Here is a 22,816-nt window from a genome sequence, read left to right on the forward strand (position 1 = left end):
CGATGTCAGCCCCCGCCCGGCGGGCGGGTTCAAAGGCAGTCGGTGTCTGCGTCGTCGTCGGTCTGCACCCGGGTTGCGTCGCGCTGGGCGCTGATCTCGTCGGTGGCGTCGAGCACCATGCGGTACGCCTCTTCGACCTCGCTGCCGGCTTCGACGACGTTGGTCTCGACCCAACTGTCGGGTACGGAACGGGCGATTTGCTTGCTGGTCCGGTTTTCGCTGCCCGTAGGGCGAGCGGCGTCAAGGGGGCAGCCGAGCAAGCGCGCGACAGTAAGCCCGGAACTGCTCCCTTGACATGGCGTGATTGGGCTGCGCCAGGTCGACGAGATGCCGAAAGGCACCCACTGGTGAGTCAAAGCAAGTCGGCCTGTAACGGGTGCGCCCTGCCATGCGACCTCCGAGGAGGTCAAGAAAGGATCATCATGACCAGTTCAGCGCAGTGCGTCGTTTTGAGGTGCCAATTACCCGCACAGGAAATTCTTACGATCTCCCCACCCCGGGGCTTCAGCCGTGAGACGGTCGTCTGCTCTGCCCATAAGGCAGCGATCGACGCAGGTGAGCCCTGGGCCATGGACGGCACCGACTACACCGACCCGGTCATGAGGCACGCCCCGAAAGCCATAGTCATGGGCGAAGACCTTTATGCCAGGAAACTTCGGGTATGGACCGGAACCGGCGCGAAGATGACGGGACGTACGTCCATGCGGGGAAGTTCCTCCAGTACTTCACGATCAACACCCAGGCTCTCGGCGGCGACCAGGAGGAGACGATCGAGCTATTGATCGACCCGGACGCCATCAACGACCTCATCATGACCTTGCGACGCTTCGCCAGCCCCAAGGACGGCGAAGGCGACACGTAGTCCGACAGCCCACCTCCGGCACCCCTTGGCCCGGCGCGATCGGGCGCTGCCGGGCCGACGAGATGGCGAGGAGGCCACCCACTTGTAGGATGCTCAGCATCCAGAGCCGCCACGAGGAGGACAGGGTTCTTTGAATTGGATCACCGCCCTGTCAGCTCTGCTGGCACCGATAGCGGCGTTGCTGGGCGTCGCGATAGGTTCGAGACTCACCGATCGACGCGAAACGAGCGGCTGGCTCCGAGACCAACGCCTAAAAGCGTACGCCGACCTAATCGAACCTCTGAGCTTGTCTTTCGAGGCTTTTGCCCTAATAAAAGCCGATCTAGATCTTCACGACTTCAAACCACCGCCACCCGACCACCCGACCACCCGCGCATCAGGCAACAACTCAGGCAGTGGAGCGATAACTTTGCCAAGACGGACCTAGCCTTGACGAAGGCCGAATTGGTTGCCGGCGATGAGATGCAGCCGTTTTTGCTCAGGGGAATCCGACACGGAATCCGTAGTCGACAGCAGGATCTTTTGATGCAACTGGACTACAAAAACACCGTTGACCAGAGCGAATGGGAATTCGTAGCCAAGATGTCACTCAGTATCGAAATTGAATTACGGCATCGCGTCCGAAAAGATTTGCATACATCTAATAGTAAGTCTTCGACTTTCCAGTACATTACTCGCCTCTGGCCAGTAGTCCACCGCCGTCGCCGAGCGCGGCGAGCGCAGCTGAGCTTGCAAAGCGTCCAAGACGTCGACAGCCCACATTCTGCCCACATGGCACCAGTGAACGACGACGAAGGACCGTAATCAAAGACCAAGTTTCTCCTGGGCATCGACCGAGCCGCCTCCTCGTGCGCTGGCCGCTGGGTAGCGAGTAAGTGCAAAGGGACCTTCGGTCAACACTCGTCCTTCGGTATGTAGCCCTGCTGGCACCCATACTCGTGTTGTAGATCGCCCGACGTCTTCTGCCGGCCTGATCCTCCAGGATCGAGCTACCCCTGATACTCGTGGCATTTGGGGTTGTAGTTACCCGCAGCAACAGCCCGCTGCCCACAGCCTGGCCCGTTGGAGGAACTCGACCGCTTCGTAGTAGATCTCGGTGGAGTGCTTGTTGCCGATGTCGTCGGCGCGGATGGCGTCGGTGACGTCGAAGGAGGGGTTGGCGGCGTTTGTGTCGTTGGCGGACTCGACGACGCCTGAGGCATCACCGAGAGAACGGGCGGCGGCGTTGGAGGCCGGCCACACGCGGCCATAGCAAGGCTCACGGCAGTAGCCAGCAGTGCCCGTGCAGCCCAACTCGTCATACACGGGAGTCGACCTCAACGAACCCGGCGTTATGCTTCCACCTCGGCGACCGTCGGATCGTTACGTGCCCGTCCAGCTCTGACACGGCGCCCGTCCCATGCTTTAGCCTCGCAAATGGTCGCGAGGCGACCGCAGATGACCACGAACCCCCCTTTGGTGCTGCCGCCGGATCAGCTGGTCACGGCACATGTCGATCAGTCGTGATGATCGACGGAATACATGCTCCACAAAAGCGAGTGTCGCAGCCAGCCCCTCGAAGTTCGAGCTCCGCCCGTGTCACATCCGTGCCACACCGCACTACCGAGGAACGACCAACGATGGCCAACAACGCCCAGACTTGCCCTGGTAAGCGGGCATCTCGACGCCCAGCGCGCAGGTCTGATGAAGACCAAATTAGAGCAAGGGTTCGCAGGTTCAAATCCTGTCAGCCCGACGGACAGCGGGTTTCCGCAGCTCACGGCTGCAGAGGCCCGCTTTTTGCTTTGGTCATGGTGTCGATCCGGTCTGGCACAGCGCTCGGTGACGACATGCCTGCCTCAGCCAGCCGGACACCGGACAAACTCGTAACAGCGGTGTCCGACGACGAACTCGCCCGCTTGCTCGATACGTGCCGAGAAGAAAATCTGTGTCCGCCGGAATGGGACGGGGCCAATTCGGATACTGGCATCAGGTGACGATCGCCGAGTCCTCCGGCGATACCGTCGAGGGCGACCCTGAACGCTCCTGGCGCTGCGAGAAAGCCCTCGCCGGCGCGACGCGACCCGGCCTCGCCCCTGCCCGAGGCCGGGCAGACCTGCTGAGGGGAACCGGTCGAGCCGGCGCGCCAGCGTCAGCCTTCAAGGGTGTGTCGAAAGGGTGCCGCCTGATCAGGCGGCACCCTTTCGACAGCCTGGAAATCTCTTCAGCAGTAGCCCGCCCCAGGCCGTGGGTTCAGCCGGCCGGTTCCGCCTCGATCGTCAGCTCGACGCGGTCCACGAAGGCGGCGACTTCGGTTTCGGGATCCGCTCCCCAGGGAAGGTCGGCGACCACGCACGCCGAGCGTCCGTTCGAGTCGTACAACGGCCCGAGGCTGGCTCCTCGCGGGAGACCGACCATGACCGACGCGCACCGGGACGGGGCTTCCGCTGCGGACGGCTCCACCGTCGGCCAGCGGCCTTCTTCCGAGATCCACGACACCGGACTGCCCGCGTAACGCACGTCCGTCAACCGGCCCGGGTGGTGCTCCACGAAACGCTGGACCGCCCTGCGGGTCACGGCCGGGTGCTCCGGCCGCACGCCGAGGGCCAGGTCGACCATGGCCGGCTCGAGGGGGCGGCCGGTGGCCAGGTGCCACAGCATCATGATCGCGTCGCCGGGGAGGCGAGCGGCGATCTCCATCAGCACCGGCTGCCCGTCGCGCAGCCGGAACTCCGCGTGCGTGATGCCGCTGCCGAACCGCAGGGCCTTGAGGATCGCCGTGTTCGCCTCGACGAGCGCGTTCGACTCGGCGAGCGGGATGGCGGCGGGACTCGTGTGGCCGATCTCGGTGAAGTACCGGCTGTTGTCCTCGTTGGTGAGCTTGCCGGTGACGCCGCTCCACACCACCTCGCCGTGGTGGACCAGCGCCTCGACCGAGAACTCCGGCCCGGAGACGAGCTCCTCCACCAGGATCGTCTCCTCCGGACCGTACTCGGTCAGCGCGGCGCGCAGCTCCGCTTCGTCCGCGACCCGGAAGACCCCGGAGCTGAACATCCGGCCCGCCGGCTTGACCACGCACGGGTACACGTCGGACTTCACGGCGTCCCGCTGGTGCGGGGCGAAGGCACGGGACACCGGTCCGTGATCACGCAGGATGACGCGCTGCATGACCTTGTCCCGGCACACCCGGGCCGCCCACGCGCCGGTGCCCGGCAGGCCCAGCGCCTCGGCCAGCGCGCCCGCCGGATCGACGAAGACCTCGCCGCTGCAGATCACCCCGCGCACGTCGAAGTCCGCGATCCAGTCCTGCACGGACGCCAGCACCCCGTCGACCGCGGGGCCGGGGAGCTTGCGGACCTCCGCGATCCGGGACAGCGGATGCGTCTCGTCCTCGATGTACTTGCTCAGCTTCTCGAGGTCGGTCACCGGCCCGACGATCACCAGCGGAGTCAGCCCGCGCTCGGCGATGTCGGTGATCAACCGGTGCTGGCGGGCCAGCGCCGCCAGATCGCTCATCACGATCACCGCGGGTCGGCGGTCGCTCTGGTTCACCACGAGTCCTCCAGTCGATTCGATCGGGTTCGGTGGCTGCCGGCCCTCACGGGGGGTCGGCTCGGGCTCGGCGCGGCGGTTGAGCAGGGTGCCGACGCGCAGCTGCACCGCGGCCGCCGCCACTCCGACGACCAGGCAGCCGATCCACAGCGGGGCCGTGCCCCACGCGTTGATCACCGCGCCGCCGACCAGGGGCGCCACGACCAGCGACCCCGTCCAGGCGACCTGGTAGAGCCCCTGGTAGCGGCCGCGGAGGTGGTCCGGGGAAATCCGCGCCACGATGGCGAAGCTGGTCGGGGTGTTGCCGATCTCGCCCAGGGTCCACACGACGATGGAGGCGCCGTAGATCCACGGCGAGTGGCCGAGCAGGAGGACGGCGTACCCGATCCCGATCAGCGCCGACGAGCCGGCGAGCACCCGGGACTCCGGGAACCGCTTGTAGAGCCGGGTGAGCGGCAGCTGCGCCACCGCGATCACGATCCCGTTGAGCGCGGCCACCTGGCCGAACGTGCTGGGCGAGAACCCGTCCCGGCCCATCGCGATCGGCAGGCCGCTTTCGGACTGGTAGAGGATCGTGAGCACCAGGAACTCGGCGACGACGAACACGACGAAACCCCGGTCGCGCAGGACCGTCCCGAACCCGCCGGTGGTCTCCGTCTCCGCCGGCGCGGCGGTCCGGCCGCGCCCGGGGACCCGGACGGCGACCAGCACGGCACTGATCAGCATGGTGGCGCCGTTGAGCCAGAACAGCGCGGTGTAGCCGGTCAAGGTGACGATGCCGACGGACAGCATCGCCACCGAAAACCCGAGGTTGATCGCCCAGAAGTTGAGCGAGTACGCCCGGGTCTGGTCGGCGCGGGGAACGACCTCGGCGATGAGCGCGTTGTGCGCCGGCCGCGTCGCGTTGTTGACGACACCGACGGCGAAGGCGCCGAGCAGCAGGGCCCACGGCGAGCGGGCGTAGGCGAGCGACACCATGCCCAGCGCGGTGGCGGTCTGCGCGCCGACCAGCGTCGGCCGGTGGCCGAGCCAGTCGGCCAGGATGCCGCCGAACGGGCCCGCCACCAGTGAACCGATCCCGATCGCCGCCACCACCGCGCCGGCGAAAGCCGCGTTGTAGTGCAGTTCGTCGGTGACGTAGAACGCGAGCAGCGGCATCACGAAACCGCACACGCGGTTGATCAGCTGCGCCACCCAGAGCCACCAGAAACCGGCCGGAAGGCCGCCGAACACCGCACCGGCCGACGATCGCGCTTTCGCCAGCGGCCTCAATAGCATGCGTGTCCCCTCCGTCGTGATGCGCCTGACCCCCGAAGGTCAATTCGCGCTACAGCTTAAGGGGAGCGGTACGGCGCGTCATCATCGCTCGCATGAGCATCCGCTGGAATTCACCCGGCAGCAGCATCCGCCCGGTGAGGGCCAGATACTGCTGGCTCAGCTCCGGGTTTCCGCTGATGGTCCGGAACATCCGCTGCCGGGACACCTCGTTCTTCTCGACGAGGGAATCGACGCAAATGCCTTCGGCGTGCGGAAGGATGACGTCTTCGAGCCGTTGCCGGTATTCGGCCAATCCGGCGGCCGGATCGGCGCCGGCCAGCGAACGGCCGTCGAACGAGCGGGCCAGCAGGTCCGCCGACGTCAGCGCGAACCCGCACCCGACGCCGCTCATCGGGTCCAGCGACAGCGCCGCGTCCCCGACGAACGGAACCGAACCCACTACCGGCTTCCGGATCTGGCTCGGGTAGTCGGTGTAGCCCAGCAGGCCGTCTTCGAGAACCGCGCCCGCCATCGAAGGCGCGTCGGGCAGGCTGTCGAAGTAATCGAGGAACCGCCGGACCTTGTCGTCGCCGCTCCACCCCTCGACCCGCGACTTCTCGGCGAACAGCACCAGCTGCGTCCGGCCACCGGGGAGCGGGTAGACGCAGGCCAGGTCCTTTTCGTTCATGATGAACACCGAGCGGTTGTCCGGCCTGGTCGTGATTCCCGTGAAATAGCCGAACAGCGCCGAACGTTCGTTCGGATGCGTTTCGGCCGGGTTGCCGAGCTCCTTGGCGAGCCGCGAACGGCGGCCGTCCGCGGCCACCACCAGCCGGGCCCGGAAGCGGCCGGAGCCGGCTTCGCCGTGGGTGTGCAAAAGCCAGCCGGAATCGTCTTCTTCGAGCTTCTCCACGCTGGTGGCGTCGACGAACCGGACGCCCTGCTCCCGTGCCGCCGCGCGCAGGGCGGGGTCGAGCACCCGGCGTTCCAGGTTCAGCGCGTACAGGTCCTGGTCGCCGGGCAGGTAGTTGCCCGGCCCTTCCACCAGGCCGCCCGGCGTGACGAAAACGGCCTTCGTCGGCACCGACCAGGCGGGTTCGTGGAGGTGGGCCAGCCCGAGCTCCGCCAGCACCGGCACCGCGTGCGGCTGGATGAAGTGGGTGCAGAGCCGCTTGTAGAACCGGTCGTCCATCGCCTTCTTGTCGAAGATCGCCACCCGGCGGCCCTGCTGCCGGAACCGGATCGCGGCGGCGCAGCCGGCGATGCTGGCGCCCACCACGGCGACATCCACCGGCTCGGCCGGAATCGGAGTGCTCACAGCTCGTCCCTTCTTCCGCCGCGGGCGCTAGCCCGCGCACCCGCAGTCGACGTGGCCGGCCACGGTGCAGAGCGCCGCCGACCCCTCGGTGGGGTAGCCGTCCTGCTTCCACCAGTTCAGGCCGCCGATCAGCTCCTTGACCCGAAAGCCCGCGGTCGCGAACTTCAACGCCGTCTTGGTGGAGGCGTTGCAGCCGATGCCGTCGCAGTAGGCGACGTACAGCGGCGTCCGGGAGTAGCCGGCCAGCAGTTCCTGCGAGATCGAGCGGTGCGGGATGCTGATCGCGCCGGCGATGTGCTCCTGCGCGTACGACTCGGCGCTGCGGCCGTCGACGACGACGACGTCCTGACCTTCCTCGAGCGCTCCCTTCAGGTCCGCGGAGTCGATCTCGTAGGCGAGTTTCTCCTGGTAGTAGTCCAGCTGTGAACGCTGCTCGGGAGGCATGTCACTTCCGTTCGAGGTCGGGTCCCCGGCCTTGGTGAACCGGTCGGCGAGGGCGTAGAGATCCCCCAGGGTGCTCGGGGTGACCAGCGAGTCCGCGTGCTCGCCCGGGTCGACCCCCCAGTCCTCCATGAGCGAGACCAGGACGCTGACGGTCAGCAGGGAGTCCAGGCCGAGAGTGGTCAGTGGTGTGTCGTCGGACAACGGCGCGAGGTCCACCGGATTGCCCAGCGCCATTTCCAGGTTCCCGGCGATCTGGTCTTTCACCGCTACGGACATGGTTCCCCCTTGTCGGCAGGCTCGGGTTCGAAGGGCTCGGCGGCACCGTCGGCCGCCAGGACGAAACGGGCGGAGTTCGACCGCGAGGCCGCGGCCGCGAGCCGGCCGGCCAGGTCGCCGGGCTCCGCGGCGGGCGACCAGCCGATCACCGCCGGACGCAGGTACGGGGGCAGCTCGGCCAGGTGCGCCTCGACGTCGGCCACGGCCCGCCGCTCGCGCGCGACGACGACGAGCGCGACCACCGCACGACCGCCGCGCGGGACGACGGCCACGGCCGCTTGCTCGACACCGGGGCACCCGAGGGCGACCCGCCGGATCTCCGCCAGGTGCGTGCGACGGCCCATCAGCCACACGATCTCCGGGTCGTCGTGGCGGTGGAAGACGAGGTCGCCGTCCGGGTCGCGGCTGCAGATGTCCCCGGTCCGGAAGTAGCGCGTCCCGGCCACCTCGGTCACGAGCCGGGCGGTTTCCCCGGGGTGGTCGAAGTAGCCGCGCATGACCTGGTCGCCGCCGACCCAGAGCTCCCCTTGCGCGCCCGGCTCGTGGACCTCGACGCCGTCCCGCACGATCTTCGCGACCATGCCGCGCAGCGGTTTGCCGATGGGGTAGGCCGTGGTCCGGTCCGCGTCCGCGGACCCGACCTCGTAGGTCAGGCAGAAGACCGTGGCTTCCGGCGGCCCGAAGGCGTGGACGACGCGGGTCTCCGGCAGCTGCCGCTTCCACTTCGCCAGGACTCCGGGATCGCAGACCTCGGCACCGGTCAGCACGACCTGGAGGGCGGGCAGCTTGGCTCGGGTGAGCTGCCTGCCGTCGCCGGTGATCATGGTCAGCAGCAGCGAGACCGCGATCAGGTGCGTGACGCGCTCGCGCCCGAGCACGGCCCGGATGACCGGGCCGGCCGGCAGGCCGCGGAACTGGTGGACGAAGGCGCCCAGCGACAGCGGAAGCAGCGTGTCCAAAAAGGACACATCGACGTGGAACGGTGCCAGGCCGAGCACTCGCGAATCCGGCGTGACGCGGAGCACCTCGTTGTGGCTGTGGAAGCAGGCGAAGAGGCTCGCCGGGCTGATCTCGACCCCTTGGGGCTCCCCGGCCGGGCTGGAGGCGAAGACGATGTAGGCGGCCTGGTCCGGATGATGGGCCACGGTGGCGTGGTCCGCGGCCGGCCCGGTCAGGATCTCGGCCAGCCGCGCCGCGCCCAGCCGACCGGCGGCGACACCCGGGTCGCGCTCGTCCGGCGTGATCACGACGGCCGGCCGCAGGCGCGTGAGGAGTCCCTGCAGCCGGGCCGCCGGCTCGGCCGCGTCGAGCGGGACGTAGACGCCGCCGCACTTCCAGATCGCGACGGCGAGCAACGGCGTCACCGCGCGCTTTTCGGCCAGGACCGCCACCCGGTCGCCGGCACCGACCCCCTGCCCGGCGAGCCAGGCCGCCACCGCCCGCGCGCCCCGCTCGAGCTGCGCGAAGGTGAAGCCGGTGTCGCCGTCGTCGATCGCGGTGCGCTCCGGCCACCTGCGGGCCGGGGCCGCCAGCAGATCACCGAGCGCGGGCGGCGGGCCGCTCTCGCCGGGATCGACCGACCACGGTGGCGATGCCGGCGCTTCGCCGTTGACGACTGCTTTCAAGCCTGCCACTCCCCTCGTTCTTCTCGCGGCCGGTTCATCGACCGGTCGCCTCGGCCGGCGAGCCGAGCCGGAACGCGGTCCCGGCGATCTCGGCCACGGCGTTCCGGGCCGAATCCAGCTTGCCGGTGTACAGGCAGAAATCGTGCGGGAGATCCGGGAAGTGGCGGTGCCGCGCCGTGATCGACCGCCCGGCCAGGTGCTCCACCCACGCGATTCCTTCGTCACGCAGCACGTCGCAGCCGGCCGTCACGACCGAGCAGGGCGGCAGCTGGGCCAGCTCGCTTTCGGGCAGGGCGAACGGATCGAAGGCGCGTTCGGCGAAGAACGGGCTCAGGACCGACTTGAACAGCCGCATGGCGTCCCGGTCGAGGAAGTACCCCTCCCCGAACGTCCGATAGGACTCGCGCTCCGTCCGCAGGTCCAGCACCGGGTAGATGAGCACGACGCGCGAGAAGACCGCGGGCAGGACCCGCACGCTGAGGTAGAGCGCAAGCAGTCCGCCGACACTGTCCCCGGCGATGACGAGGTCCCGCTCCCCCAGCGCTTCGCAGCGCGCCGCGAGCTGTCTTCCCAGCCGCTCCACCGAATCCCCGACGGAGTGTTCCGGCGCCTTCAGGTAGTCGAACGCCTCCACCGGCGCGTGCAGGCTGTTCGCCAGCGTGCGCAGGAACGGCCGGAAGGTGGCCGTCGAGTAGTAGACCATCCCGCCGCCGTGGACGTACAGGACGTGCGGGGCGGCCGCGGCCTCCCGCGCCGGCCGGACGAGCACCGAATGCGCGCCCACCTCGATCGACGCGCCGTCGTCCTGCTCCGCCGCGCCGCCGAAGCGGGAAATCCACCGCTCGGCGTTCGCCCGGTCCGCCGCGAGCGAGCCGGTGGACGCCCGGGTCGCCGTCAGTTTCCTGGCCGCGGCCAGCCGGCCGAACTCGGCGTTCAGCCGCCGCGCCGGCCGCTCAGGCATCGCCGGCTCCGCCGAGGGGTTCGACGTCCCCGCCGGGCGAAAAGGCGAAATGGCTCGCGGCCGACTCCCGGGCTGCCTCGGCGAGCCGCCGCATCAGCCGGTTCTCGTCCGTCTTGCCCGTCGACGACACGGTGAGCTCGGGCGACCACGCGACCAGGCCCGGGCGCATGTATTCGGGCAGCAGGTCGGCGAGCCGCTGCTCGACACCGGCCACCACCGCCGGGTCCGGGGCCATCACCACGAGGGCGATCAGGTCGCGGCCGCGCCGCGGGACCAGCGCGACGGCCGCCCGCTCGACGCCCGGGCAGCCCAGCGCGAGCTGGCGGATCTCGCCGAGGTGGATCCGGCGGCCGGCCAGCTTCACCTCGTCGTCGTTGCGGCCGATGAACACGAGGTCGCCGTCCGCGTCGTAGCTGCACAGGTCTCCCGTGCGGTAGTAGCGGACGCCGTCCACCTCGACCACGCGGCGGGCGGTCTCCTCCGGCTGGTCGAAGTAGCCGCGCATCACCTGCTCGCCGCCGATCCACAGCTCGCCGACGAGGCCGGGCTCGCGGACCTCGGTCCCGGCTTCGGCCACGAGACGGGCCACCACTCCGCGCAGGGGCCTGCCGATCGGGTACGAGCCCGTCCGCACGTCGTCGGCTCGGCCGATCTCGTGGGCGACGCAGACGATCGTCGCCTCGGTCGGCCCGTACACGTTGATGACGCGCACGCCGGGGAGGTGGGTCTTCCAGGTGTTGATCACGCCGGGGTCGCAGACCTCCGCGCCGGTCATCACCATCTCCAGGCACGGGAACTTCTCCCGCGTGACGTGCCGCCCGTCCTCGGTGATCATGGTCAGCAGCGTGGACACCGCGATCAGGTGCGTGATCCGCTCGCGCGTGATCACCGCGCGCATGACGGCGCCGGCGTGGACACCGCGGAACTGGTGGACGTACGCGCCCAGCGACAGCGGCAGCAGCGTGTCCTCGATCGAGACGTCGAAGTGGAACGGGGACAGGCTGAAAACCCGCGACTGCGGGGTGAACCGCAGCACCTCGTTGTGGTTCCCGAAGTAGGCGATCAGGCTGGCGACGCTGATCTCGACGCCCTTCGGCTCCCCGGTCGACCCCGAGGTGAAGATGATGTAGGCCGGGTCTTCGGGCCGGTGCGGCACGGCCGGCCGGTCCGGGGCCGGCCCCGCCAGGATCGCGTCGAGCTGCGTCCCGCCCGCCCAGCGGGCGCCGGTGACCACCGGCTCCCGGTCGTCCAGCGCGAGCACGACCCGCGGCCGGAGCCGGCCGAGCAGGCCGTGCAACCGGGGTTCCGGCTGCGCCGCGTCGAGCGGGACGTAGACGGCCCCGCATCGCCAGATCCCGATGGCGAGCGCGGGCATCACCGCGCACTTCCCGGCCAGGATCGCCACCCGGTCGCCGCGGCCGACACCCTGCTCGGCCAGCCAGGCCGCGAGCGCCCGCGCCTGCCGCTCCAGCTCGGCGAACGTGAACCCGCTCCGCCCGTCGTGCACGGCCGGGCGGTCCGGCCAGTTGCGCGCCGCCGCCCGGACGAGGTCGCCGAGCGCGGGCGGCGGGCCGGCCTGGTCGGCGGGGTCGAGCGACCACGGCGGCAACGCGGCCGGCGACGCCACCGGAGCGGAAACGTCCGTCACGAAACGTTCACCCCTTCGACGTCGTAGTGGAAGCGGACCTTGGGTTTGGCGGTGGCGCCCATGCGCCGGTAGAAGCCGATGCCGGGTTCGTTGTGCGGCGGGGTCTGCCACTCGGCCCAGCCGCAACCGTGCGCGGCGGCGAACTCCCGCAGCCGCTCGAAGAACACGCGGCCGACGCCCTTTCCGCGGTACGGCTCCCGGAGGTACAGGCAATCCAGGTAGGCGAACGGTCTTGCGCTCCAAGTGGCGAAGTCGACGGTGACGGTCATGAAGCCGCAGGGCTCGCCGTCGTCCGTCGCCATCCAGCCGTGCAACGCCGGCTGCTCGGCGAACAGCGCCGTGCGCCAGCGCTCGATCTGGCCGTCCTCGCGGAAGTCCGCCTTTTCGTAGGCCGCGTGCTCGCGGCACAGCTCCAGCAACGCCTCGAGTTGACCCGGTTCGACCGGCTGCACCTTGATGTCGTCGTTCATACCCATCCCGAGAAGGTCGTGCCGAGGTAGGCGTCGAGCGCCTCGGAGTCGAGCCGGCCGTGCGCCAGCACGGTCCTCACCCAGGCGTCACGCTCGAACTTGACGATCTCGAGCTCCCAGACGCAGGCGATGACCGCGGGCTCGGCCAGCGGCTCGAAAGCCGTGCTCTCGCCGGCGCCGGCGACCGAGCCGCGCACCCAGTGCTTGAGCATGTTGGCGTCGTACCACTGGCTCACCAGCAAGTAGTCGCCGTCCTTGGCGCGGTGCAGGATCACGAAGCCGGCCGGGTGGTCGCCCGGGTGCGGGAGTTCGGGCAGCACCGAAGCGACCTGCTGCCGCAGCCACTCCGGCGACGGCGGGTCGAGCGCGCCCGCCGGGTCGGCGAAGAGTCCGTACGCCTTCAGGGCCCGGCCGCCCACGTCCAGCGGCGGGAGCGATTTCACCAGGCGCGGCGTGTACGTCAGCGGGTTCATCCGACGGCGTCCCCGTCCGCGGGCAGCCGGTTGTTCCTCATGCGCTCGTTCGCCTCCGAAATCTGGGTCGTCGATGCGGTGGCGGCCATCCACCGGCCCGGGCGGTGTTCCGCCGGCCCGCTTCGCTTACGATTGGTCCGGACCGCCCAGCCGGCGGCAGAAATGCCGTCCCCTGGACAGAACTCCGGCGGCGGAGCGCTCGAGCGCGCCGCGGTTCCCTTGAGTCCGGCCGGGATCGGCTCAGTGTGCCTCTTCAGACGGCGGACACGCCAACGACCGCTTCATCGCCCCAGCCCCCTGAAAGTTTTCGCCCCAGAACCATTGGCCGTCGCCCATCCTGACCACGCCCGGCCACACGTGTCAACCCCCGACTTTGTTCGCCGAACATTCCGGGCAATCGAATCCATCTCGGCGCTCGCCGCGTTTGCCTGTCCTTTTTGGTCTCGGGCGGGCGCGCCGCACGGCAACTCCCGAAAATTGCTGCCGAATCGGATCATCACTCCGGGTACACACCTAGTTAGACTGTCCGAGTGAACCCCATCGGGCGGCTTGAGTGGATCAAGATCGCATGGTTAACCTGGCGGCAATGCCTGGGGGGACGATGCAGTCTTTGATGTTCGACTACCGGTCGCCGCACGTGGTCGACTGTTCCGTCATCCGGTCCATCGCGAAGCAGAGCAATAGCACACACGGCAATAGCGTGGAGTACTATTCGACGTTCTTCCGCGATTTTTCGCGAACGTCGTTGGTCGCCTGCGACCCGAACCGGCTGATCGGCTTCGTCATCGGCTACCGCCGTCCGGCCGCACCGGACGACTACGTGATCGCACAGCAGGCCCTGCTTCCGGAGTTCGACACGGTCGAGGCCCGCGCGACGCTGCTGACGACGGCGATCGGCCTGCAGGTCTGCGCCGGCGCCCGGCGGGCGGAGATCGCCGTGCTCGACGGCGACCGGACCACTCCGGCCGCCCTCGGGCGGGTGACCCGGGAGCGGGGCGGCCGCGTCGAATCCGCCGGACGGCCGTCCGCCGACGGCGGCCCACCCGATTGTTCACTTTACCTTCTGGGGCCGTTCACGCCCGCAACGAACTGAACACCCACCAGGATTTCCTCAAAACGCACGGAACGAACAATGCGTGCCGCCCTTTTCCGGCGTCGACCCGATTGGTGACAAAGACAGTGGATGTAGACGTCCTTGGTATTGGTTTCGGTCCGGCCAACATCGCGACCGCGATTGCGCTCGAGGAACTCGGCGTCGATGTCTCGGCGATCTTCCTCGAACGGCGCCCGGGTCCCAGCTGGCAACCCGCCATGATGCTGGACGGCAGTGATATCCAGCACAACGCGGTCCGTGACCTCGCGTTGCCGAGAAACCCGCGCAGCCGCTACACGTTCCTCAACTACCTCTTCGAGAACGAGCGGCTGTTCGAGTACCTCAACGTCGGCCTGCCGTTCCCGCTGCGCAAGGACTACGCGCGCTACGTCGTCTGGGCGGCCGAGCAGTTCGCCGGCCAGGTCCGCTACGGCAGCACGGTCACGGATCTGGGCACCGTCACCGAATCGGGCGAGGACCTCGTCGTCGCGACGCTGGACGACGGCTCGGTGATCCGGGCGCGGGCCGCCGTGGTCGCGCCGGGCAGATCCCCGCGCATCCCCGGGGTGTTCCAGGGCGTCGAGGACCGTCGGGTGTTCCACCTGACCGACTACCTCAACCGGGTCGGCGACCTGACCGCGGTCGAGCGGCCGCGGGTGGCCGTCATCGGCGCGAGCCAGAGCGCGGTGGAGCTCACCATCGACCTGAACAGACGGCTGCAGCATGTGCCGGGCGCCGAAGTGCACAACATCATGCGCGGGTTCGGCTACCGCCAGAAGGACCTCAGCCCGTTCACCAACGAAGTCTTCTACCCCGGCTTCGTCGACTACTTCTACGACAGCACCGAGCAGTCCAAGCGCGAGCTCGCCGAAGAGCTCCGGTTCACCAACTACTCGGCGGCCGACAGCGACGTGATCCAGGCCCTGTACACGACGATGTACGAGCAGGGCCTCGACGGCGACGGGCGGATCAAGCTGGTGCGCAACACGGCGGTCGAAGCCTGCACCGTCGAGCCGGCGGGAATCACCCTGCGGCTGCGGGAAGTGCACCGCGGCACCACCGACGACGAGCGGTTCGACGCCGTCGTGCTCGCCACCGGCTTCGTGGACCTGACCGGCGCGGACGGCGAGCAGTTCCTGCCCACGGTCCTGTCCGGGATCGCGGCGAAGGTCGGGCGCACCGAGTCCGGGCACGCGATGATCGGGCGCGAGTACGACCTCGGTGCCGCACCGGGCGGCACGCTGCCCCCGATCTACCTCAACGGGCTCTGCGAGACGACCCACGGGCTCGGCGACGCCGGTTCGTTCAGCCTGCTGTCGCTGCGGGCGGCGACCATAGCCGAAAGCCTGGCCAAGGTCTTCACCTCGCTCGAGCCGACCGCGGCCGGCGCATGAGCACGTCACTCGGCACCGGCCTGCGACCGGACGTGCGCACGGCGATCCCCGGCCCGAAGTCGATGGAGCTCCTGCGGCGGCAGGAAGCCCGCGAGTCCAACGCCCGCTCCTACCCGAGGCGGCTGCCGGTCGCGCTCGAACGGGGCATGGGCGCCTACGTCGAAGACGTCGACGGCAACGTTTTCCTCGACTTCCTCGCCGGTGCCGGCGTGCTCGCCCTCGGGCACAGCCACCCCGAGGTGGTCGCCGCGGTCCAAGAGCAGCTCGGAAAACTGGTGCACGGACTGGACCTGCCGACGCCGGCCAAGGACCAGTTCACCGAGGCGCACCTGGCGCTGCTGCCGGAGTCGATGCGGGCCACGACCAAGGTCCACTTCTGCGGACCCACCGGGGCCAACGCGGTGGAAGCGGCGCTCAAGCTGTGCAAGTCCCACACCGGGCGTTCGGACATCATCTCCTTCCAGGGCGGCTTCCACGGGTCCACGCACGGAGCGATGGCCGTCACCGGGCTGGTCGCCCCCAAGGCGGCGGTGCCCGGCCGGATGCCGGACGTGCACTTCTTCCCGTACTCGCACTGCTACCGGTGCCCGCTCGGGCTGACGGCGACCGAATGCGACACCAACTGCGCTTCGTACCTGGAGAACAGCCTGCGCGACACGCACGGCGGGATCCCGAAACCGGCGGCCGTGCTCCTGGAGCTGGTCCAGGGCGAAGGCGGCGTGATCCCGGCGACCCCGGCCTTCGCGAACAGAGTCGCCCGGCTGGCGCGCGAGCTCGACGTGCCGCTGATCGTCGACGAGATCCAGACCGGGTACGGCCGCACCGGCTCGTGGTTCGCCTTCGAGCGCTACGGCCTCGAACCCGACGTGGTGATCGCGTCCAAAGCGGCGGGCGGCATCGGCCTGCCGATCTCGGTCATGTTCTACCACCGGCGGCTCGACACCTGGAACGCCGGCGCGCACATCGGCACCTTCCGCGGGCACCAGCTCGCCTTCGCCGCGAGCGTGGCCGCGCTCGAGGTGATGCGCCGGGAAGATGTGCTGGGCAACGTCGCCGCCCGCGGCGGGCAGCTGCGCGCAGGCCTGGACTCGCTCGCGGCGAAGGAGCCGGCGATCGGAGACGTCCGCGGCGTCGGGCTGATGCTCGGCATGGAGATCACCGACCCGCGGACCGGCGCTCCCGACCCGTCCCGGGCCGCCGCGATCCAGACGGCCGCGCTGCGGCGTGGGCTGATCGTCGAGCTCGGCGGCCGCGGCGACGCGGTCGTGCGGCTGCTGCCGCCGCTCACGATCGACCGCGACACGGCCGATCTCGCGCTGGAGATCCTGACCGAAGCCGTGGCCGCCGCCGGACGCCGAGAGGAGAACCGATGCTGATCGACAACCGCACGGACCTGACGTACGAACCCGACTACAACGTGCACGCCCAGCGGCTCACCAGGTTGCACAACGAGCCCTACGAAGGCGGCGCCTGGGTCCGGGTGGCTCCCGGCGACACGATGACCGAGCACGTGAACCCCGGCGGCGAGACCGAGATCTTCTACTTCCTCGAAGGCAGGGGCCGGATGACGGTCGGGGACGACACCACCACCGTGACCCCCGGCTCCACCGTGCTCATCCCGCCGGACGTGAAGCACGTGCTCGTCAACCACGGCGACACGCCCCTGCTGTGCCTCGCCCTCTGGTGGGGCGGCGAAACGCACGTCCGGGACGCGCTCTCGTGACCACCGCCGACGTGGTCGTGGTCGGCGCCGGGGTGGTCGGCGCGAGCATCGCGTTCCACCTGGCGAGCCGCGGCGTCGACGTCGTCGTCTGCGACCAGGGCCACGGAGGGCGGCAGGGCGCCACCCCGTGGTCGGCCGGGCAGGTGCGCCTGACGCACGGCGATCCCGCCGACATGCGGCTCGCCGCGCTCAGCCTGCCGGTGTTCGAACGGTGGGCGGAGGTGGTCGGCGGTGACTGCGGCTTCCGGGCGACCGGGTTCGCGTTGCTCGTCGGCGAAGATTTCCTGGCGGTGGCCGCGACGGCGGTGAAGGAGCTGGACGTCCTCGGCATCGAGGCCCGGTTGCTCGACCCCGGCGAGTACGCGCGACGGCGGCCCGGCCTGCGGTACGACGGCGTCGCCGCGGTCCTCACCGAACCGCGCTCCGGCTACGCGGATCCGGTGGCGACCACCGCGGCGCTCCTGGATCGCGCCGCCGGCTTCGGGGCGCGGGTGCGCACCGGCACGCGGGTCGACAGCCTGGTCGTGTCCGGGGACACGGTCCGGGGCGTGCGGACCGCGACCGAGGTCGTCTCGGCCGCGGAAGTGGTCCTCGCCACCAACGTCCGGGGAGCCGAGTTGCTCACCGGAACCGGCGTGGCCGTCCCCCTCTCCACCACGCGCGTCGGCTGGGCCGCGGTGGCCGGCCCGGAGCTGCCGGCGGTGGACGTCACGATCGACGACACGATCGGCACGTACTTCCGCCCCTGGGGCGAGGACGGCGTGCTGTACCGGGTGCCGATGGACGGACGCGGCGGCCCACCGGACACCGCGTCCGGTCCGGTGCGCCCCGACCTGCTCGAGCCCGCCCGATCGCTGGTGGCGCGGCGAGTACCGGCACTGGCCGGCCGCGTCGCCACGGCGTCGGGATCGGCACTGGAGTCCTACACCCCGGACGGCAAACCCGTGCTGGGCCGAGCCGGGCCGGGCGGGGTGTACCTGGCGCTGGGGCCTTCCGGCGGCGGCTTCAAGTCGGCGCCCGCGATCGGCCGTGCGGTCGCCGCGGAGCTGGCCGGCGCCGGACCGGCCGAGGAACTCGACCCGTACCGGTTCGCCCGCTTCAGCGGGGAAGGCCGCCGCCCGGTCGCCAGACGCTACCGGCACATGTGAGGCAGAAAGGAGGGCCGCGGTGAAGGGATTCCCCGGCAAGACGGCACTGGCGCGAGCCCGCGAGGACATCGGAGTGGTCCGCGCGAAGGACCCGGCGGTGACCTCGACCTGGGAGGTGCTGCTCTACCCGCACCTGCACGCACTGTGGCTGCACCGGCTCGCGCACCGGCTCTACCGGCGGCGGCGGTTCGCGACGGCGCGGGCCATCGCGCTGTTCGCCAGAGCCGTCACCGGCATCGACATCCACCCCGGCGCCCGGATCGGCCGCCGGTTCTTCATCGACCACGGTGCCGGCGTGGTGATCGGCGAAACGGTGGAGATCGGCGACGACGTGATGCTCTACCACCTGGTCACCCTCGGCTCGGTGGGCTGGTGGCGGGACTTCGCCCGCACCAAGGGCGCCAAACGCCACCCCACGCTCGGTGACGGCGTGGTGCTCGGCACGGCTGCCACGGTGCTGGGCCCGGTCGTGGTCGGCTCCGGCAGCATCGTCGGCGCCCACGCGGTGGTCCTGCGGTCCCTCGCGGCGCAGTCCCGGGTGGCGCCCGGCTGCGTGGTCCGGCGGGTCGACGCGGCCGGGGAAGAGCTGCTCCCGGCCGGGGAAACCGAGCCCTGGTATTCCCCCGAAGAGATGGACGCGCACGAGGAGGCACGGAAGTGACCACGACGACCGGGCGGGTACTGATCACCTGCGCACCCCCGAACCCCAACGGCGACCTGCACCTCGGGCACCTGTCCGGACCGTTCTTCGGCGCGGACGTGCTGCGCCGGTACCTGATCGCCCGCGGCGCCTCGGTCAGCTACGTCAGCTACACCGACGACCACTCGTGCTACATCCCGCGCCGAGGCGCGGAAATCGGGTACCCGGCGCACGAAACGGCGTTGCGGTACACCCGCCGCATCGAACAGTCGCTCGCCCTGGCCGGGATGCTGCCCGACTACTACGAGCACCCGCACCGGGAGCCCGTGCACGACGAGACCGTGCGGCGGGAATTCCTGAAGCTGTGGGAAGCGGGGAAGATCGAGGAGCGCGAGCTGCCCACGGCGTACTGCGAGCCGTGCGGCTCCTACCGCTACGAAGCCCAGCTCCGCGGCAAGTGCCGCTTCTGCGAGTCGCCCTCCGACGGCACCTACTGCGAGGAATGCGGGCTGCCGCAGGACGTCGAAGGGCTGCACGAGGCGAAGTGCACCACCTGCGGCACGCTGACGACCACCCGGCCGTCGCGGCGCCTGGTGTTCCCGCTCGCCCAGTGGGCCGGTCGGCTCACGGCCCTGTACGAGGAAAGCCCGTGGCGGCGGCGGGTCCTGGACTACTGCGAGAAACTGGTCGCGGCGGGCCTGCCCGACACCCCGATCAGCCGGATCGACTCCTACGGCATCGGCGTACCGCTGCCCGGCTGGGAAGGGCACATCCTCGACACCTGGTTCAGCGGGATCTTCGGCTACATCGCGGCCACCGAGGCGTACGCCGCCGCTCTCGGCACTCCGGAACTGGCGGGAGAGCTGTGGAACGACCCGGACACCACACTGGTGCACTTCATCGGGTTCGACTGCTCGTTCTCCCACGCGACGCTGTGGCCCGCGCTGCTGATGGCGCTCGGCAGCCCGGTGCTGCCGCGGCACGTGATCTCGAACGAGTTCTACGCGCTCGAAGGCGGCAAGTTCTCGACCAGCCGGGGCTGGGCCATCTGGGCGTCCGACTTCCTGCGCGAAGTACCGGCCGACGCGGCGCGGTTCCACCTCGCGCTGACCAACCCGGAAACCGAGCGCACCGACTTCCGGCGCACTGAATTCGACCACACGCTCCACACGGTGCTCGGCGCCCAGCTCGACGACTGGGCGGGCGCGGTGCTCGCCGGGCTCGCGGCCGAGTGCGGCTCGGTGATGCCCGGTGAGCGGGCAGCCGAACCCCGGGAACGCGCCGCCGCCCTCACCGCGAACGTGGCCGCGGCGCTGGAACCCGACGTGTTCCTGCCTCGTTCGGCGGCGGCCGCCATCGCCGGAACCGTGACCTGGGCCGCCGAGGACCTCCGGACCGCCGCGCTCGCCGCCGGTGCGCCGAAGCTGTCGGCGGTGCTGGGCGGGCACGCCGAACTGCTGGCGACGCTCGCCGCGGTGGCCGCGCCGCTGCTGCCGGAATGGTCACGGCGGGTGGCCGGGCTCTTCGGCCTGCCGACCATCGGCTTGGACGAACACCCGGCGTGGCCGGCCGACGGCGTCGCGGCACTGGCCGAAGGACAGCGGATCGGCACGGCGTATCCGAAGGTGTTCGCCGCGCGGTCCGCGGTCGATGGCTGAGCCCGCGGCGGGCGGACGCGGGCCCGGTGCGGCGGTCTCGCTGGCCGCCGGCGTGGTCGGGGTCGGCGCCCTGTTCCTGCCGTGGCTCGCCGTGGCGCGGTACGGCACGATTTCGGTCGCCGCGTGGGTGTTCCACCTCGTCGTCGGCGCGCTGCTGGTGACCGCGCTCGGGGCGCGGGCCGAGCCGGCCCGCACCCCACAACCCGGGCTGCTCGCCGTGGCCCTGCGGGCCGTGCCGCGCTACTACCTGCTCGGCGTGAGCGTGGGACAGGCGGTGGTCGCTTCGGTGGCGGGTGGCTTCCTGGCCACCGCCGCCGGGGTGAGCGCGAGCTGGGCGGTGTTCGCGCTCGCGGTGCTGGTGCCCGCCGCGGCGAGCGGCGCCACCGGCCGGCGGGGCCCGGAGTGGACCCCGTACGCGATGCTCGCCGTGATCGTGGTGGTGGCGGCGATCGCGGCGACCGGCGGCGGGATCGCGGCCGGCCCCAGCTCCGTCACCGGGGCCGGCAAGGCGGCGTTCGTGATGCTGTTCGCTTTCGTCGGCTGGGAAGGCGCCGCCCGGCTGCGTGGCACCCGGGCCGGCCTGCTGCTGGCCGGCGCGGGCCTGGTCGGGCTCGTGTACGTCGGGTTGGCTCTGTTCGCCGCCGGTGCCGCCGGCCGGGCCGGGGCCGGTGAGCCGGGGCTGCCCTTCCCCCTTGCCCCGTTCGGCCACGACGCGCTCGGCCGGGGCGTGGCCGCGGTGGCCGGAGTTGTCTGCGCGGTGGCCTGTGCGCGCAACTTCGCCCTGGTCAAAGTGCTCGGTGGCGCAGAATTCCCGCGGCTGAAGAGTCCGATGTGGATGGTTGTCCCGGCCGCGGCCGCCGCGTCGGGGGTGCTCCTGCTCGACGCCGGGTGGGTCCGGCTGGAAGACCTGCTGAGCGTCCCCAACGCGATGGCCCTCGCGGTGTTCGGGACCGCGGCCGCCGGCGCGTTCGCGACCGGACGGCCCGCGACCAGGCTCGCCGCCGGCGCCGCCCTGCTCGGTTACGCGTTGCTCGTCCCCTTCGCCGGCCTCGCCCTCGCGTGGCCCGCCGCCGTGCTGCTCGCCACGGCGTTGACCCGCTACCTCAGGAGGAATCGCGGTGCCCCTCATCAGCTCCGGCGCTTATGACCGGTTCAGCGCCATCGCCGGCGGTCCGGCCGCGGACGAGTACGGCCTCGACTCCGTGCAGCCGTTCGCGGTCCTTCGCGAGGTCACCCGGCCGTTGCAGCCGGTGCCGCTGACCTTCGCCCGCACCGCCACGCCGGCCGGGCTCGACCTGGCCGACGTGCGTCTCGAGCGGCAGTGCCGGGTGATGATGCGCCGGACGACCGAGTCCGAGCTGCCCATGCACGTGCTGGCGTGGTGGTGGGACCTCGGCGGCGGCGGTCCCCACGTCGTGGGGGCGCGCGACGAGGCGGACGAGAAGCAGTGGTCGCTCGAGCTCGACGCGGACGGCACCCGGTACTCCCACGCCGACCTGCCGATCGTGCCCCCGCGCGAACTCGTCGCGGGCGCCGCGGTCCGGGTCGTCCTGTGGCAGACGACACCGGCGGTCCCCGCGGCCCAGGTCACCGAGGAGGTCGAGGAGGCGATGCGGCACACCAAGCTCAACGGGGTGCTCGACCTGCTGCGCGGCCTTCCGGGCACGTCCATGCACACGGTAGGCCTCGTCCGGGAAGCCGCGGCCGCGCTCGGCGGGGAGATCGCCCCGGTGCTGCGCGGGCTGTGCACCGACTACCTGGACTTCTACGAAGGCCTGTTCCCGGTCGCCGTTTTCGCCCAAGACGAGTGGGCGGTCGACGGGTTCCACAGCGGACTTCGGATCCGACGCACAAGCTGAGCACCCACGGAGCACGCATGCGCTTTTCCAAACTCCGTGCCGGCGGCCGCGACCACATCCTGGTCAACACCATCGATTCGGCCGACGACGACTGGAAACGGCTGGCCGCGCTGATCTGCGCGGAGTCGTCCGGCGTGTCCGGCGACGGGTTCGGGGTGCTCTCGCACCGGGGACGAGCGAACTTCGACCTGCGCTGCTTCGACCCCGACGGAACCCCGGCGGAGTCCGACGCCACCTGGGCGGCCGTAGCGGCGACGTCGATCCGCCGCCGCTACGGCTACCGGAACATCCTGCTGCACGCCGACGGGCGGGCATGCCGGACGCAGATCACCGGGGACACGGTGTCCGTCCAGCCGTGGCCCGCGGGAAACTCCGCGCTGACGAGAGTGGACGTGACCTACCTGCTCGAAGGCGAACTCATCGGCTGACCTCGCGC

21 protein-coding genes are annotated in these 22,816 nt (G+C 70.4%); 11 read left to right on the top strand and 10 right to left on the bottom strand.

All coding sequences use genetic code 11. The features are described from left to right. Nucleotides 1-29 precede the first annotated feature (29 nt). On the bottom strand, nt 30-260 hold the full coding sequence (locus AB0M30_RS36530) for a hypothetical protein (RefSeq protein WP_364593715.1): 231 nt from the start codon (nt 258-260) through the stop codon (nt 30-32). Between the two features lie 401 nt (nt 261-661). Here AB0M30_RS36530 and AB0M30_RS36535 point away from each other — a divergent pair, with 401 nt between their 5' ends. Continuing rightward, entirely contained in the window at nt 662-862 is a 201-nt protein-coding gene (locus tag AB0M30_RS36535; RefSeq protein ID WP_364593718.1) for a hypothetical protein, read from the top strand. Between the two features lie 1,023 nt (nt 863-1,885). On the opposite strand, the gene AB0M30_RS36540 is transcribed toward AB0M30_RS36535, so the two are convergent. The 9 genes from AB0M30_RS36540 to AB0M30_RS36580 all read right to left on the bottom strand — a co-directional run bounded on the left by AB0M30_RS36540 (nt 1,886) and on the right by AB0M30_RS36580 (nt 12,865). Beyond that, nucleotides 1,886-2,167, bottom strand: coding sequence for a hypothetical protein (locus AB0M30_RS36540; RefSeq protein WP_364593720.1), 282 nt, complete (start codon nt 2,165-2,167; stop codon nt 1,886-1,888). 927 nt (nt 2,168-3,094) lie between these two features. Next, on the bottom strand, nt 3,095-5,671 hold the full coding sequence (locus AB0M30_RS36545) for an MFS transporter (protein ID WP_364593723.1): 2,577 nt from the start codon (nt 5,669-5,671) through the stop codon (nt 3,095-3,097). Between the two features lie 49 nt (nt 5,672-5,720). Beyond that, on the bottom strand, nt 5,721-6,968 hold the full coding sequence (locus tag AB0M30_RS36550) for an NAD(P)/FAD-dependent oxidoreductase (protein WP_364593726.1): 1,248 nt from the start codon (nt 6,966-6,968) through the stop codon (nt 5,721-5,723). A 27-nt stretch (nt 6,969-6,995) separates the two neighbouring features. Then, nucleotides 6,996-7,688, bottom strand: a complete 693-nt coding sequence (locus AB0M30_RS36555; protein ID WP_364593729.1) for a rhodanese-like domain-containing protein — start codon at nt 7,686-7,688, stop codon at nt 6,996-6,998. Continuing rightward, entirely contained in the window at nt 7,679-9,313 is a 1,635-nt protein-coding gene (locus AB0M30_RS36560; RefSeq protein ID WP_364593732.1) for an AMP-binding protein, read from the bottom strand. The genes AB0M30_RS36555 and AB0M30_RS36560 overlap by 10 nt, the downstream gene beginning before the upstream one ends. A gap of 34 nt (nt 9,314-9,347) precedes the next feature. Next, on the bottom strand, nt 9,348-10,274 hold the full coding sequence (locus tag AB0M30_RS36565; RefSeq protein ID WP_364593735.1) for an alpha/beta hydrolase fold domain-containing protein: 927 nt from the start codon (nt 10,272-10,274) through the stop codon (nt 9,348-9,350). Continuing rightward, nucleotides 10,267-11,922: an amino acid adenylation domain-containing protein gene (locus AB0M30_RS36570; protein WP_364593738.1), complete on the bottom strand. Its 1,656-nt coding sequence runs from the start codon at nt 11,920-11,922 to the stop codon at nt 10,267-10,269. The genes AB0M30_RS36565 and AB0M30_RS36570 overlap by 8 nt, the downstream gene beginning before the upstream one ends. Next, nucleotides 11,919-12,398 (bottom strand): GNAT family N-acetyltransferase, encoded by a 480-nt coding sequence (locus tag AB0M30_RS36575; protein WP_364593741.1) that lies wholly within the window; start codon nt 12,396-12,398, stop codon nt 11,919-11,921. Before AB0M30_RS36575 ends, AB0M30_RS36570 begins: the two co-directional genes overlap by 4 nt. Next, nucleotides 12,389-12,865 carry a hypothetical protein gene (locus AB0M30_RS36580; RefSeq protein ID WP_364593744.1) on the bottom strand — a complete coding sequence of 159 codons (477 nt, stop codon included), beginning with the start codon at nt 12,863-12,865 and terminating at the stop codon, nt 12,389-12,391. The genes AB0M30_RS36575 and AB0M30_RS36580 overlap by 10 nt, the downstream gene beginning before the upstream one ends. Before the next feature lie 568 nt (nt 12,866-13,433). Between AB0M30_RS36580 and AB0M30_RS36585 the strand changes: the two genes are divergently transcribed. The 10 genes from AB0M30_RS36585 (at nt 13,434) to AB0M30_RS36630 (ending at nt 22,808) form a co-directional block, all read left to right on the top strand. Next, a complete protein-coding gene (locus AB0M30_RS36585; protein WP_364593747.1) occupies nt 13,434-13,958 on the top strand; it encodes a hypothetical protein in 525 nt (174 codons plus the stop codon). Nucleotides 13,959-14,044: 86 nt separating this feature from the next. Next, nucleotides 14,045-15,352 carry a SidA/IucD/PvdA family monooxygenase gene (locus AB0M30_RS36590; RefSeq protein WP_364593750.1) on the top strand — a complete coding sequence of 436 codons (1,308 nt, stop codon included), beginning with the start codon at nt 14,045-14,047 and terminating at the stop codon, nt 15,350-15,352. Then, entirely contained in the window at nt 15,349-16,728 is a 1,380-nt protein-coding gene (locus AB0M30_RS36595; protein ID WP_364593753.1) for a diaminobutyrate--2-oxoglutarate transaminase family protein, read from the top strand. Before AB0M30_RS36590 ends, AB0M30_RS36595 begins: the two co-directional genes overlap by 4 nt. Further along, nucleotides 16,722-17,075, top strand: a complete 354-nt coding sequence (locus AB0M30_RS36600; protein WP_364593756.1) for a cupin domain-containing protein — start codon at nt 16,722-16,724, stop codon at nt 17,073-17,075. Before AB0M30_RS36595 ends, AB0M30_RS36600 begins: the two co-directional genes overlap by 7 nt. Further along, nucleotides 17,072-18,223 carry an FAD-binding oxidoreductase gene (locus AB0M30_RS36605; protein ID WP_364593759.1) on the top strand — a complete coding sequence of 384 codons (1,152 nt, stop codon included), beginning with the start codon at nt 17,072-17,074 and terminating at the stop codon, nt 18,221-18,223. Before AB0M30_RS36600 ends, AB0M30_RS36605 begins: the two co-directional genes overlap by 4 nt. Before the next feature lie 19 nt (nt 18,224-18,242). Then, entirely contained in the window at nt 18,243-18,884 is a 642-nt protein-coding gene (gene epsC / locus AB0M30_RS36610) for a serine O-acetyltransferase EpsC (protein ID WP_364593762.1), read from the top strand. Further along, nucleotides 18,881-20,521 carry a class I tRNA ligase family protein gene (locus AB0M30_RS36615; RefSeq protein WP_364593765.1) on the top strand — a complete coding sequence of 547 codons (1,641 nt, stop codon included), beginning with the start codon at nt 18,881-18,883 and terminating at the stop codon, nt 20,519-20,521. Before epsC ends, AB0M30_RS36615 begins: the two co-directional genes overlap by 4 nt. Next, nucleotides 20,514-21,668 carry a hypothetical protein gene (locus AB0M30_RS36620; protein WP_364593768.1) on the top strand — a complete coding sequence of 385 codons (1,155 nt, stop codon included), beginning with the start codon at nt 20,514-20,516 and terminating at the stop codon, nt 21,666-21,668. Before AB0M30_RS36615 ends, AB0M30_RS36620 begins: the two co-directional genes overlap by 8 nt. Beyond that, entirely contained in the window at nt 21,640-22,380 is a 741-nt protein-coding gene (locus AB0M30_RS36625; protein WP_364593771.1) for a hypothetical protein, read from the top strand. Before AB0M30_RS36620 ends, AB0M30_RS36625 begins: the two co-directional genes overlap by 29 nt. A gap of 17 nt (nt 22,381-22,397) precedes the next feature. Then, the gene (locus AB0M30_RS36630) at nt 22,398-22,808 is read left to right on the top strand and encodes a hypothetical protein (protein ID WP_364593774.1); all 411 of its coding nucleotides are present in this window, start codon (nt 22,398-22,400) and stop codon (nt 22,806-22,808) included. The last annotated feature ends 8 nt before the right edge of the window (nt 22,809-22,816 follow it).

It is taken from the genome of Amycolatopsis sp. NPDC051716, assembly GCF_040681595.1.
GTDB lineage: Bacteria > Actinomycetota > Actinomycetes > Mycobacteriales > Pseudonocardiaceae > Amycolatopsis.